Origin of the sequence: Streptomyces cinereoruber (assembly GCF_009299385.1) — a bacterium.
Taxonomy (GTDB): Bacteria; Actinomycetota; Actinomycetes; order Streptomycetales; family Streptomycetaceae; genus Streptomyces; species Streptomyces bikiniensis.
Genome location: NZ_CP023693.1, coordinates 1 through 12376 on the forward strand (window position 1 = coordinate 1; position 12376 = coordinate 12376).

The 12376-nt window shown below is 68.2% G+C and carries 11 protein-coding genes and 1 pseudogene; 6 read left to right on the top strand and 6 right to left on the bottom strand.

The window, feature by feature from the left end:
• Positions 1 to 582 precede the first annotated feature (582 nt).
• Together CP977_RS00005 and CP977_RS00010 are read left to right on the top strand one after the other, a co-directional pair.
• The gene (locus tag CP977_RS00005; RefSeq protein WP_152369290.1) at positions 583 to 2991 is read left to right on the top strand and encodes a DEAD/DEAH box helicase; all 2409 of its coding nucleotides are present in this window, start codon (positions 583 to 585) and stop codon (positions 2989 to 2991) included.
• Positions 2991 to 3380, top strand: a complete 390-nt coding sequence (locus CP977_RS00010) for a hypothetical protein (protein WP_152369291.1) — start codon at positions 2991 to 2993, stop codon at positions 3378 to 3380. The genes CP977_RS00005 and CP977_RS00010 overlap by 1 nt, the downstream gene beginning before the upstream one ends.
• Positions 3381 to 3575: 195 nt before the next feature.
• Here the strand turns inward: CP977_RS00010 and CP977_RS34550 are convergent.
• Both CP977_RS34550 and CP977_RS00020 read right to left on the bottom strand, forming a co-directional pair.
• A pseudogene (locus CP977_RS34550) lies at positions 3576 to 3782 on the bottom strand (restriction endonuclease); the annotation flags it as partial.
• A 528-nt stretch (positions 3783 to 4310) separates the two neighbouring features.
• Positions 4311 to 5267 carry a hypothetical protein gene (locus CP977_RS00020; protein ID WP_183953382.1) on the bottom strand — a complete coding sequence of 319 codons (957 nt, stop codon included), beginning with the start codon at positions 5265 to 5267 and terminating at the stop codon, positions 4311 to 4313.
• Positions 5268 to 5429: 162 nt separating this feature from the next.
• On the opposite strand from CP977_RS00020, the gene CP977_RS34365 reads away from it, so the two are divergent.
• A complete protein-coding gene (locus tag CP977_RS34365) occupies positions 5430 to 6344 on the top strand; it encodes a hypothetical protein (RefSeq protein ID WP_208421876.1) in 915 nt (304 codons plus the stop codon).
• A 948-nt stretch (positions 6345 to 7292) separates the two neighbouring features.
• Positions 7293 to 7742 carry a hypothetical protein gene (locus CP977_RS00030; RefSeq protein ID WP_152369292.1) on the top strand — a complete coding sequence of 150 codons (450 nt, stop codon included), beginning with the start codon at positions 7293 to 7295 and terminating at the stop codon, positions 7740 to 7742.
• 294 nt (positions 7743 to 8036) lie between these two features.
• Here CP977_RS00030 and CP977_RS00035 read toward each other — a convergent pair whose 3' ends face one another.
• The 3 genes from CP977_RS00035 to CP977_RS00050 all read right to left on the bottom strand — a co-directional run bounded on the left by CP977_RS00035 (position 8037) and on the right by CP977_RS00050 (position 9823).
• On the bottom strand, positions 8037 to 8264 hold the full coding sequence (locus CP977_RS00035; protein WP_152369293.1) for a hypothetical protein: 228 nt from the start codon (positions 8262 to 8264) through the stop codon (positions 8037 to 8039).
• A 92-nt stretch (positions 8265 to 8356) separates the two neighbouring features.
• The gene (locus CP977_RS00040; protein ID WP_152369294.1) at positions 8357 to 8713 is read right to left on the bottom strand and encodes a hypothetical protein; all 357 of its coding nucleotides are present in this window, start codon (positions 8711 to 8713) and stop codon (positions 8357 to 8359) included.
• Between the two features lie 237 nt (positions 8714 to 8950).
• Entirely contained in the window at positions 8951 to 9823 is an 873-nt protein-coding gene (locus CP977_RS00050; RefSeq protein ID WP_152369295.1) for a helix-turn-helix transcriptional regulator, read from the bottom strand.
• A 231-nt stretch (positions 9824 to 10054) separates the two neighbouring features.
• On the opposite strand from CP977_RS00050, the gene CP977_RS00055 reads away from it, so the two are divergent.
• Both CP977_RS00055 and CP977_RS00060 read left to right on the top strand, forming a co-directional pair.
• Complete coding sequence (locus CP977_RS00055) at positions 10055 to 11071, top strand: zinc-dependent alcohol dehydrogenase family protein (RefSeq protein ID WP_152369296.1); 1017 nt, start codon at positions 10055 to 10057, stop codon at positions 11069 to 11071.
• Between the two features lie 40 nt (positions 11072 to 11111).
• A complete protein-coding gene (locus tag CP977_RS00060; RefSeq protein ID WP_152369297.1) occupies positions 11112 to 11879 on the top strand; it encodes a glucose 1-dehydrogenase in 768 nt (255 codons plus the stop codon).
• A gap of 188 nt (positions 11880 to 12067) precedes the next feature.
• Here CP977_RS00060 and CP977_RS00065 read toward each other — a convergent pair whose 3' ends face one another.
• Complete coding sequence (locus CP977_RS00065; RefSeq protein ID WP_152369298.1) at positions 12068 to 12286, bottom strand: hypothetical protein; 219 nt, start codon at positions 12284 to 12286, stop codon at positions 12068 to 12070.
• Positions 12287 to 12376 lie beyond the last annotated feature (90 nt).

Genomic DNA, 12376 nt, shown 5'->3' on the forward strand with positions numbered 1-12376 from the left:
CCCCGCGGAGCGGGATATGCCCCGGCAAGCCGGGGCATAGAGCACGAATTGCGCAAGCGCAATTCTGATTCCCGCGCAAGCGCGGTAATGGAATTCCGCAAGCGGAATTCTGAAAGCGGGTCAATTCGCGCAAGCGCGAATTGTGGACACCCGCGCAAGCGCGGTTGCCTGGGCTGGCGACAAGAGTGGGTGCATCGCGCGCGGACCTGTGTAGCGACTCGGATCCCGGGTCACCATCGGGGCTGGGAGGGTGACGTCCTGTCGGCCCGGGTGGGTGCCGGCCTCGCTGTAGTGACGGGTTCCGCTGCGCTCCACCCGAGCCCCTCCCCTGCCTCTGGAACTGCCCAAACTGGCCCGTACGTCTATCCGTCGTCTCGTCATCCTAGCAGGAAAACGAGCCGCCATGAGACCCGATCCGGTCATGCATCGCTCGGGGGTGGGAACCTGCAGTAAGGGTGATGCATCATGGGTGATAGCTGTGTAGAGTCTCTGTTTTGACACCACAACCCCCGGCCCGTACGACTACGTCGGACTTCCATTTCTTATTGCGCGCCTCATTCCGCGAAAAGGAGAGCACGGAACATGGCCGTGAAGCTGCGTGACCATCAGATTGAGGCCGTGGCCGCCATTGTACGCGGCTTCGATATCCCGTCCGGTGGTATTCCTGTTGATGGTCTGCGTGGGCAGGTGCATGCCGCGTGCGGGACGGGAAAGACCATCATTGCGGCGGTGGCGGCGAAAAGGCTTGTGCCGAGGGGTCGCGTTCTCGTGTTGGTGCCGACGCTGGATCTGTTGGCGCAGACGGTGAAGGCGTGGCACGACGCGGGGCACAAGGGGCCGGCGGTGGCGGTCTGTTCGCTCCAGGACGACCCGCAGCTGTGGAGTCTGAAGGTGCGGGCGACGACGAATCCGGTGGAGCTCGCGTTGCGGCACGGGGCGGGGCCGGTGACGATCTACGCCACCTACGCGTCTCTGGGTGTGCTCGCGGAGGCGTTCAAGGGCGTCTACGGGCAGCAGCTTGCCCCTGTTGACCTGGCGGTGGTGGATGAGGCTCACCGGACTTCGGGGTCGATGGGCAAGGCGTGGGCGGACATTCACCGTCAGGAGGTGATCCCGGCCGCGCGGCGGCTGTACCTGACGGCGACGCCGCGGATCTGGCAGGAGCGGCCGGCGAACTGGGAGCTGGCCGAGGGTGCCTGGGATCCGCTGCCGGAGCAGATGGCGGCCTCGATGGACGATGAGGCGGTGTTCGGGCCTGTTCTGTTCAAGTTGTCGCTGGCGTCGGCGGTCTCGCGAGGTTTGCTCGCGCGCTATCAGATCATCGTGCTGGAGCTCCAGGACCCGGTTGTCACCCCTGAGCGGCTGATGGGTGAGGAGCGGCGCAGTGAGCAAGTGCGTGGTGAGCGTATCGGGGCGTTGCAGGCTGCTTTGCTGCACACGATGGCCGAGCACAACCTGTCGACGTGCATCACCTTCCACCACCGGACCATAGAGGCTCAGGCGTATGCGGAGGGCCTGGAGCGCGTGGCGGCGAAGTTGCACGCGGATCAGCCGGAACGGTTTTCGGCGCGGATCTGGTCGAACTGGCTGTGCGGTGAGCACGTCCCCGAGCGCCGGCGGGGCGTGTTGGAGGAGTTCGGGTCCACTGCACGGCGGGCCGTGCTCGCCAACTGCCGCGTCCTGGGCGAGGGCATGGACATCCGGGCCGTGGACAGCGTCGCCCTTCTCGACCCCAAGGGGGCGCCGCACGACATTGTGCAGGCCATCGGCCGGGCGCTGCGGCAAAAGCCCGGAGAGGGGAAACTGGCGTCGCTGATCGTGCCGGTATTCCTCAAGCCCGGCGAGGTAGCAGAGGACATGTTCACTTCGGGATCGTACCGGCCTTTGGTGAAGGTTCTTGAGGGTCTTCGGGCGCATGATGAAGAGGCGGTGGAATTGCTCGCGATTCCGCAGGAGCCTCAGAAGAATGTTGTGGAGCCGTCCCGGAATATCGGTACGGCGCCTGGTGACGGTGAGGAAGAAGCGCGGTTGCTGCTTCGTTTTGCCGCTCCTCGGGATCCGGTGATGGTCGCGGACTGGATCAGCTTCAACGTGATCGACACGGAGCGGCAGGACTGGGCGCGGGGGTGGGCGAAGCTGAAGCAGTTCGTCGAGCGCGAGGGGCACGCCCGCGTTCCCTTCGGTCACCGGGAGGGCGCGACACCGCTGGGGAGGTGGATCGCAGAACAGCGGCGCGCGTACGGGGCGGGGCAGATGTCCGGGCTGCGGGCGAAGCGGCTGGAACAGTTGGGCATGGTCTGGAGCGCGGTCGACGAGCGGTTCCAGGAGAACCTTCAGGCGGCAAAGGCGTACTTCGAGGAGCACTGGACGCTGTGCGCGCCCCGCTCCGCCACCGCGCTCGACAGGTCCGTGGGGCAGTGGTTGTCCAACCTGCGGCGCCCGGGAGCCTTGGACGGCAAGGAGGAGTGGAGGGCGGCGCTGGAGGCGGTGGATGCGGACTGGAACCCGGACTGGCCGCTGGAGTGGCAGCGGTACTACGCCGCGCTGCGGGAGATGTTCGTGGAGGAAAGCGCGCTCGTCTACGTCGAGCCCGGGGTGACCGTGCACGGCATGGACATCGGCCGGTGGCTCGCGAAGCAGCGTCAGCCGGCGGTATGGGCCGCACTGAGCGGCGGGCAGCGCGAGCGCCTGGAACAGCTCGGCGTCACCCCCCTCGCCCCCGAGCCGGAGCCGGGGGAGTCCGTGAAGCCGTCCATGGCGCCCGTGAGCGCCTTCGAGAGGGGCGTCGCGGCCCTGGCGCAGTACAAGGCCCGGACCGGCTCTGTGACCGTGCCCAGGGGTCACGTGGAGCAGTTGGAGGGCGGGGTGGAAGTTCGGCTCGGGGTGTGGGTCATGAACCAGAAGAGCAGGCGGACGAAACTGACCACCGACAAACTCACCACACTCGCCGACCTCGGCCTGGAATGGGCAGCCGCGGAAGGCGTGGCGTGATGACGACGGACGGCGAGGAGCGGTGCGTGCGGGAAGCCGTGCGCCAGCACGCCCGCAACAGCGCCTTCACGGAGGCGGAGAAGACCATCTCGGCCGTGCTGTCCGACCCCGGCGTGCAGGAGGCGAGGGCGCGGGTGGAGGCGGCAGAGAGGGAGCTCGGCACGGAGTTACTCGCTCGTCTCCAGCCGCTCCAGGACCGCTACGACCAGGCCGTGGCCGAGAGCGACGCGGGCCTGCTGGCCGGGGTGTGTCCGGGCAAGCACGGGCGCTGGGGACGGATCTGCGTCCTGGGCCACGGCCCCGAGGCCGCGTTGGAGGAACCGCACTGGGGCCGCAACGGCGAAGGCCGGCCGATCGTGTGGGTGGGCAGCGCGCCCGACGACTGGTGAGCCGGGCCGCTTCCGCCTCGGGAGCGGGAAGGGCCCCGGGCGTACGACGCGCCTGGGGTTCTTCGCCGTCTGGGGCCGGCGGCGTGACATCCCAGGGTCTACACGCACCTCCGTGCGATGCCGGGGTCCTTGAGCAGCGGCATCGCACTGATGTGCGTGTAGAGCCTGGGATCGCGGGCCGCTGCCCTCGCGTGCCTACGTAGTGGTCGGGAGGGGAGCGGTGAGGCGGTCCAGGCGGGTGTAGAGGGCGCGGATGAGGCGGGCGCGGTTCTGGACGCATCGGGCAGTGCCGGTGGCCGGGACGGACAGGCGTCGGGCGGCTTCACGGAGGATGACGTCGGCCAGAGCGCCGAGGCCGTTGTCCTTCGGTAGTGCGGTGGCGTGGCGGGCGACATCGGCGGCCGGGGTCGGGTCGGCCCACGTCGGGAGCGGGGCGGGTGGGCGGTCGGCGGCAGGCGCGAGGTGGGCGGGGCGGGGGCCGGGTATAGGGGGCAGCCACGCACCCGCTGGCGAGGAGCACGGCTAGGGCGACGAGGAGCGTACGGCGGGGGTGCATGGGGTCCACGCTGACGCAGCGGGAGCACGGGCGGGTGGTGGCGCGGCCCGGATCCACCGCGACGAGCAACCGCCCGGGCCGGCATCTCAGAGCCGCTGCGCCCCTCCTCAACCCCTCCCCCTCTATCGATGTCTCAGTCACCTTGAAGGCACGACTCAAACTCTGACGTCTCCCAGGTCACGACCACACAGCAGCTTGCAACCCAAGGGGGATCACCTTCTCAATCGGTGAAGCACCACAGGTCAGCAGCCTGAAACCCAAAACAGGTAGTTCAATCAGAGTGAGACGGCATAGTCCAGGGCGCTGACAGAGGCGAGGCGCGAACGGCAGGAAGACGCGGAACGCCGGTACGTCGTCAGGGTTGCAGCGCTCGATCAGCTCGGCCTGTCAGTCCCTGACCAGCTGTTGCAGAGACCTGTAAACGGTCGCAGCGTTGTGCCGACGCTCTCGGGCTGGCCCGCGTCGGAGTGTTCGCTGAGCGGAGCGGTCTCGGGTGCGACAGTGGTGGGGTGGAGGAGCTGTGTTCCGAAGATGGCCTTCAAGTGGGAGAGGTCGGTGTCTTTGCCCACCGGGAGCCATCCTTCGGGCAGGGAGGCCGTCGCACCGGACGGCATCTCCGTCCCGACGGGGGCAGTGAACATCTGAGCAGGCTCTTCCCACACCGTCGACTTCAGGGCGACCTGCGCCTCGAAGACCTCCGGCTGGAGGTACAGAACTCCGTCCTTACACAGGGCTTCGATGTAGTTGAGGAGCTCGATCGTCGCGACCATGGTCCAGGCGACCAGCGGCACGGCAGCCCGGAACCGGTCTCGCAATCCGAAGGGGTCACCTTCCTTCCGCCGATCAGTATCGTGATGCACCACGTCGCCGTAGATCCAGGACATGGCCAGACGGTGCGCGTCGAGGTCGTGTTCTTCGCCTGTCGTCGTATTGGCGACCAGGACCCGGTAGGCGGCGTCCAGGGGCGTGGCGGGGTCCACTCGCGTCTTCCACTCGGCACGCATTGCTCGGATCCGCTCCGCATCACGCGGCAGCTCCAGGCATGCGTAGCCCAGTGCCTTGAGGACCTTCATGTGGAAGCAGTCCTCGGTCGTCAAGAGAATCGGCCGGATCCGCGCCGCGGCGGACTCGACTACCTCCTCGGCCGGCAGCTCCTGCCGGATCCACACCTCGCCGTTCTCGAAACGGACCTCGATCTTCGGATCGATGAGCGCCACGAGCTTCTCCCAGTCATCAGCAAGGGAGTGCTCTGCCACACGGCGTGCTCGCACCACGAACGCCTCAAGGCACTGTCGGTTCCTCTGCTCGATCTCCGCCTGATCGCGTGCCACACGCCCCCCTCACCTTGAGAACAGCATGATGGGCGCTCGCCGCACAGACCACCTAGTTCACCGAGAACGGCCCCTGCCGCTGTACGGGTGACTTGTCTCGCGGGGCTTCTCACCCGCCTTTTCCCTCCACCTCGCGAACCGGTGGTCTTTAGCCTAAGAAGCATGCCGCAGCCCGGGTTCAGTGCCGATGACTACGTCAACCCCGAGGCCCCCGAGGAGGAACTTCGTCTCAAGCCGGACCACCCGCGTGTCCGTGACCGCTCCTACGACTGCTCGCGCCGCGCTCAAGAGCTGGACCTGTGGAAAAAGTCGCTCGTCGCCATCGTGATGGAACCCTGGGACGCCTACCCCGACCTGGCGGCGATCCCCGAGAACGCTAAGCCGGGCCCCTCGCTCATGCTGTTCGTCAAGGAGCGACGGCGTGGGCCCGGCTACGTCGCCGACTTCGTCTACAAGGCGGCCGATCTACCAGTGACCGTGCACGGCATCCTGGTGAACCAGGGAGCCGGCCTAGGCGTGATCGAACTCGAGCTCTGGCGCCCGGACTGGGGGTACTGGGACAGCTTCGGGGACTTCGTGTGGCCCTCCGAGAATGACGTGCCCTCGACCGTTTCCGTGCCGATCACGAGTGATGTCCTGCGCCGCATCCCACTGGGCCAGATCGTCGCCCGTGCTCAAGCCGAACTGGCCGACCAGTCCTGGAAAGACGAGGGCGTAACCACCCTGACGCTCGGACAGCCTCAAGACAGCTCCGGACCGGAACTCGCCCCGGAATCCGTACAGGCTCTGGAGAACGCCAACGCACTCTCGCAGCCCACGCAGCGAGGGCGACCACCACTCGAGGAAGAACTCCTTCGCCGTGTAGCCCACGCCTACCTCCGCGAAGCCATCAACGGTCCTGGCCTCCACCGGCGCCTAGCCCAACTCTTCGACCGCCCTGAACCAACCATTAAGGACTGGATCAAAGCAGCCCGTCAACGCGGCTACCTCTCCCCCGCTGTCCCCGGCCGCCGAGCAGCCGGACCCGGGCCGCTCCTCAGCCATGCCGAAGACGGACCCCGCACTCCATCGGCTTGAGCTTCTCCGCCGGCTCCGAAGCTGGTCGCGAAGGACCTCCTGGCAGCCGCGGAACGCTTGCCGTGAACCCTGCCACCACACCAGGAACACTGCACCGGCCGCAGGGGGAGTTCCTGGACGTCGCTTTGAGCGCGATGCCCCCTGAGGAACGCACGAAGTACATCGAGCGCCTGGAGGCGTTCGTGGAGCAGCACAGCCCGCTGCGATGTGCCGCCTACATGACAGCGGGCCGCTTGGGGATGTACCACGTCATGTCAGTCACCAGACCACTGAACACCACTTCGTGTCAGTGGCCAACCGTCACCGTAGGGTAAAGACCTGCGAGAACACGCCTCTCTTGACCACCCGCCACTGCCATGGCCTCACCGTCATGAAGACGGCACATCGCAACTGCGCCCCGCCTCCGAAGGGTACGCGGAGGCGGGGCGCAGGGGTGGAACGAGGCGATCGTACCGGCGCGGCACCCACCCGCGTGTAGATGGGCCGGCAGGCAGGCGTACAGGCCACGAGACGGCTGGCCCCGTACCGAGCAACCCCCGCCCGCCTCATCCAGCCCTCCCGCCTGAGAAAACGGCCTGAGAGCCACACAGGCGTCATCCGCCTTACCCGGGAAACGACACCACCCTTCACTGACCGCACAACACCGACCCCGAGGAACACCCAGCTCAGACGGCACTACACCAATGAAGACAGATGACGCCCGGCAGTGAGGAACGGGCGACGCCTATCAGCCGTTGCCACACCGCTCAGCCTGTCACCAGCCATCGATGAAGCAGCTGCGAGCCGATAGATGCACCGGCTTCCATCGGGCGCCTTCCAGTGCCCGCTGCGGTCCAGTCCACCGGATCACGTCGCCTTGACATCGCGATCTTCTCATCGAAAGGATCACCGGCATACAGTCCAGCACCGCTGTGAAGACACTGGGCTCTTCAATGCCTCGGGGGGATCTTGAGCAGGATACGTCGTATCGCCATCGGTCTGGCACTGACCAGCTGCGCTCTGCTGACAGCGTGCAGCGGCGATGCCGAGGTGGACAAGTCCATCAGTGACATAAGGACCTCTGTAGACCGCATCCGTGATGAGATGAAGCTGGAGTCTGCAGCCGTAGAAGCGGGCGACGCTCGGACCGAGGTCGAAAGCGTGCAGCTTGCCTCGCAGCTCGAACTGGAGAACCTCCGCAAGGCCGCCAACCGTGCCCCTGCCGAGACCCAGGAGTTCGCGGACGCTGCCGAGGCTTGGGCGGAAGCAGTAGTAACTTCACGGACAGCGATCCTCGAAGGAAGCCCGGAAAGCACCTCCACCCTGGCTCTTACAAATGTGCGTCTCAGCGAGAAGACGATGGATCAAGAGGCCGAAGAGCTCAAGATCAAACCCTGGCTGAAGCTGGACGAGTATTAACAGTCGACACCAGCCGGGCTGGGCCTGCTCGGTAGTCGACATCCCGGTCTGAGAACCGCGCTGTTCGGACCAGCAGGCGGCCGTCGGCGCCGACGTGCCCGCCGTGATAGCCCGAGATACCGCCAGGGCGCGGCCCAGGACACGCCGAAGACGCTCATGGCCTGCCTGACGGAAGAGTTCCTGGCCGGCCCCGCCCGACTGGGCCAGAGTCCTGGGGAACTTCATCAAGGAGCTGTGGGAGTAGCCGGCGGGGCCGGGCAGGATGTTCTCCTGCCCGGCCCCGTAGTCGTCGGGTCAGCCGAAGTCGAGCGTCTCCTGCGCGAAGCCGTCCGGCGCCGGAGTCGGTCGGGGCGGAGGCGGGGCATCGTCCTGGCGGGCAGCCTTCCAGCGCTCGGCGAGCTCGTCCTTCCAGCCCTTGGGCGGGGGCCAGGGGACGCCCCAGGCGGCGAGCTGGTTGCGCTTCCAGCCGCCGGCGGGCGTGCGGACGGCCTCGATCTCCTCCGGTGAAGGCAGGACCGTCATCTGCTCGCTCCTCCTCGTCGTCGTCGACACGGTGGCCCCCAGTGTTCCAGGACGAGCGTCGGCGGCAGGCCCAGCTTCGAGGAGGGCGCGGTTCAGGGGGCGGTGCGGTCGAGGATGTCCGTCAGGTCGTCGGCGGCCGCGGACAGCAGCTCCGACTGGCGCGGGTCGGTGTCCGCCTCGCGTCCGGCGGCGAAGGCGAGCAGAGGGACGGCCCACTGGAGCGCGGCGCGCAGGCCGGCAATCTGCTGGTCGCGGATATCAGCGGCAGGCGCGGGGGCGGGCGGGGTGTCCATGGACAGTTCTCCCTTGGTGGTCGGACAGGTGATGCGGGCGATCAGGGCGGTGGCGTTGCCGGCGTACGGGTCCCGCTGCGCGCGGGCGAGCCGGACGACATCGTCGACCAGGAGCTCGGCGGCCTCGCGCGGATCGCCGGACAGGTAGTCGCCCATGTCGTGGTCGACGCCCTCGTGGGGCTCGTAGGCGCCATCGCAACGGGTAGTGCCACAGTGCGCCCGGCCTGACCACCACGTTGAACAGCGGATTCGTTGGTGTACCCGCAGGATTCGGTACGCCAAGGACGCTGAGCTGGAGCGGAAGGAGGCGCTCTTTAACGGCATGGGTCGGAGGCGAGCGCAGTCCGTCTTCGTGGACCCGGACCGGTGAGCGGGGGCACGGTCACTGGCTGGTCATTTGTGCTGTGGGATCGCTTGTGTGGCGGCCCAGGTGGCGAGCAGGCGTAGGCCTTCGTCGGAGGAGGAGGCGGGTTCGGCGGTGTAGATGGTGAGGGTGAGGCCGGGTGCGGCGGCCATCTCGAGTCCTTCGTAGGCGAGGGTGAGGTCGCCGACGGCCAAGTGGTGGAAGCGTTTGGTGCCGGTGCCGTGGTGGCGGACGTTGTGGGCGCCCCAGCGGGTGCGGAAGGCGTCGCTGCGGGTGGACAGCTCACCGACGAGGTCGTGGAGGTCCTTGTCGTGGGGATCGCGTCCGGCTTCGGTGCGCAGGATGGCGACGGCGATGTCGGCGGCGAGGTCCCAGTCGGGGTAGAAGCGGCGGGAGGCGGGGTCGAGGAACTGGAAGCGGGCGAGGTTTTCCTGGTTGTGCGGGTCGGCGTAGACGTCGGTGTAGAAGGCGCGGGCGAGGTGGTTGGTGGCGAGCAGGTCCATGCGGCCGTTGCGGACGAAGGCGGGGCCGGTGGTGACGGCGTCGAGGACCCATTGCAGGCTGCGGTGCGGTGTCCAGGCCCGGGTGGCGCGGCGTCGGGGCCGGGTGAGGGTGTCGGTGCCGTCGGCGGCCTGGGCCAGGTGGAGCAGGTGGGCGCGTTCGGCGTCGTCGAGCCGGAGGGCGCGGGCGACGGCTTCGAGAACAGCCGGGGAGACGCCGGCGAGGTTGCCGCGCTCCAGTTTGGCGTAGTACTCGACGCTGACGTCAGCGAGAGCTGCGACCTCGCTGCGGCGCAGGCCCGGCACCCGGCGGCGGGGGCCGGCGGGCAGTCCCGCCTGTTCGGGGGCGATCTTGGCGCGCCGCGAGGTGAGGAACTCGCGGACCTCCTCACGGTTGTCCATGCCTTCGACGGTACGGCCTGGTCGGCGGCGGAGGGGTGTACTGCTGGTACACCCCTTGCTAGTGACTCGCTGCGCATGCGAAGGACGGGTTACCTGGAAGGCGTGGTGTTTTCTCTGCCGTCCCTGCGGCGGGAGGGAACGCCACGGTCCCACGGTGTTCCCGCCCCGGGAACACCGGTACGCGGGCTGCCCCGGGCGGCCCGGCCCCCTCGCAAGGCAAGGAAACTTCTGATGCGCGGAGCAATGATCCACGCCCCCGGTGACGTGCGTTTCGAGACCGTGGACGACGCGAAGATCCTCCACCCCACCGACGCGGTCATCCGGACGGCCGTCACCTGTGTGTGCGGCTCGGACCTGTGGCCCTACCGCGGTGCGGAGCCGATCGGGGAGCCGCACCCGATGGGCCACGAGTACGTCGGCTTCGTCGAGGAGGTCGGCTCCGAGGTCACCTCGCTGCGGCCCGGCCAGTTCGTCGTCGGCTCGTTCGCGACCTCGGACAACACCTGCGCGAACTGCCGTAATGGGTTCCAGTCGAACTGCCTGCGCCGCGAGTTCATGTCGACCTGCCAGGCCGAGTACGTACGCATCCCGAACGCCGCCGGCACCCTGGTCGCCACCGCCGAGGTGCCGGACGAGGAGTTCTGGCCCGGTCTGCTGGCCGTCTCCGACGTCATGGGCACCGGCTGGTGGGCCGCCGACGCCGCCGAGGTCAAGCCCGGCTCGACCGCCGTGGTCGTCGGCGACGGCGCAGTCGGCCTGTGCGGGGTGATCGCCGCGAAGGAGCTGGGTGCGGAGCGCATCATCGCCATGTCCCGCCACGAGTCCCGGCAGAAGCTCGCGCTCGCGTTCGGCGCCACCGATATCGTCACCGAGCGCGGCGAGGAGGGCGTCGAGAAGATCAAGGAGCTGACCGGCGGGATCGGCGCGGACTCCGTTCTGGAGTGCGTCGGCACCGCCCAGTCCATGAGCCAGGCCCTGCACTCCGCCCGCCCTGGCGGGAACGTCGGCTTCGTCGGCGTCCCCCACGACGTCGCCGTCGACGGCCAGGAGCTGTTCTTCTCCCACGTCGGCCTGCGCGGCGGCCCCGCCCCCGTACGCCGCTACCTGCCCGACCTCATCGACCGCGTCCTCACGGGCGTGATCGACCCCGGCAAGGTCTTCGATCTCACCCTGCCGCTGGAGCAGGTCGCCGAGGGCTACAAAGCGATGGACGAGCGCCGCGCCATCAAGACCCTCCTCACGCCCTGACACCAGCACATCAGCACACCAGACAGAAAGAAGAAGCGACGTGAGCGTCACCTATGACTTCCACGGCAAGGCCGCCTTCGTCACCGGCGCCGCCTCGGGTATCGGCCGGGAAACCGCCCTCGCCTTCGCCCGCGCGGGCGCGCGGGTCGCCCTGGCCGACCTGTCCGCCGACGGACTGCGCGAGACCGCCCGCCTCATCGAGGCCGACGGCGGCGAAGCCCTCACCCTCACCTGCGACGTCACCAGTGAGGAAGACGTCCGGACCGCAGTCGACCGGACCGTGGAGCGCTTCGGCAGTCTGGACGCGGCCTTCAACAACGCCGGCGTCGAACAGCCCGTCCAGTCGGCCGCCGACACCGCCAAGGACGACTGGGACCGCATCCTCGGCGTCAGCCTCACCGGAGCGTTCCTGTGCACCCGCGCCCAGATCCGCCAGATGCTCCGCCAGGACGGCGGCGGCGCGATCGTCAACGTTTCCTCCGGCGCCGGCGTCAAGGGCTTCAAGGGCCAGGCCGCCTACGCCGCCGCCAAGCACGGAATCATCGGCTTCACCCGCTCCGCCGCCCTCGACCACGCTGCCCAGGGCGTCCGGGTCAACGCGGTCTGCCCCGGCATCATCGACACCGAGATGATCCGCCGCTTCGGCGACACCCGCCCTGGTGGACGTGAAGGGCTCATCGCCGACGAACCCGTCGGCCGTCTCGGCAAGCCGGAGGAGATCGCCTCCGCCGTGCTCTGGCTGTGCTCCGACGACGCCGCCTTCACCACCGGTACCGCCCTCGTCGTCGACGGCGGCCAAACCACCTGACCCCATCAACGCTGTCCGGGCTGCGGGACTGGACCGGCAGGAAATCCGTGCTCACGGCTCCCGGACAGCCGTCCCGGAACTGGTCCCGACGTGACGCCGAGGTCTTACGGTCGTTGGACAACACGCACCCATGCCGGGCCCCGGGGATGTCATGGCCGACCCCCGGGGCCCGTGGCGTACCCGGCAGGTCAGCTCGCTTCGGCAGCCGTGACGGCGTTCGCGGCCTGGGGGGCGGCTTCGGTGTGGGTCAGGTAGAGCACCTGGAGCGGGCGGGCGTCGGTGCCCTGGACGGCGTGGGCGCGGCCCGGGTGCGGGCTGGTCTTCGGGATGTCGGTGATGTGCGGGGCGAGGTGGGTCCAGGTCTGGGTGGTGGGAGTCTGCGCCAGATTAACCTGACCTTTCGTCACTACTGTCAGTGCCAGTTCGCCACCACCCGACAGTAAGAACTAGCAGGTCACCTGGGCTACACCACTGACATCCAGGTGACGATTCTCTAC

What these genes read in the sequence shown, in the direction of transcription:
- CP977_RS00035 (WP_152369293.1), bottom strand. Translation starts at nt 8,264, where the DNA reads ATGACGGTCCTGCCTTCACCGGAGGAGATCGAGGCCGTCCGCACGCCC.
- CP977_RS34365 (WP_208421876.1), top strand. Translation starts at nt 5,430, where the DNA reads ATGCCGCAGCCCGGGTTCAGTGCCGATGACTACGTCAACCCCGAGGCC.
- CP977_RS00050 (WP_152369295.1), bottom strand. Translation starts at nt 9,823, where the DNA reads ATGGACAACCGTGAGGAGGTCCGCGAGTTCCTCACCTCGCGGCGCGCC.
- CP977_RS00055 (WP_152369296.1), top strand. Translation starts at nt 10,055, where the DNA reads ATGCGCGGAGCAATGATCCACGCCCCCGGTGACGTGCGTTTCGAGACC.
- CP977_RS00040 (WP_152369294.1), bottom strand. Translation starts at nt 8,713, where the DNA reads ATGGGCGACTACCTGTCCGGCGATCCGCGCGAGGCCGCCGAGCTCCTG.
- CP977_RS00010 (WP_152369291.1), top strand. Translation starts at nt 2,991, where the DNA reads ATGACGACGGACGGCGAGGAGCGGTGCGTGCGGGAAGCCGTGCGCCAG.
- CP977_RS00005 (WP_152369290.1), top strand. Translation starts at nt 583, where the DNA reads ATGGCCGTGAAGCTGCGTGACCATCAGATTGAGGCCGTGGCCGCCATT.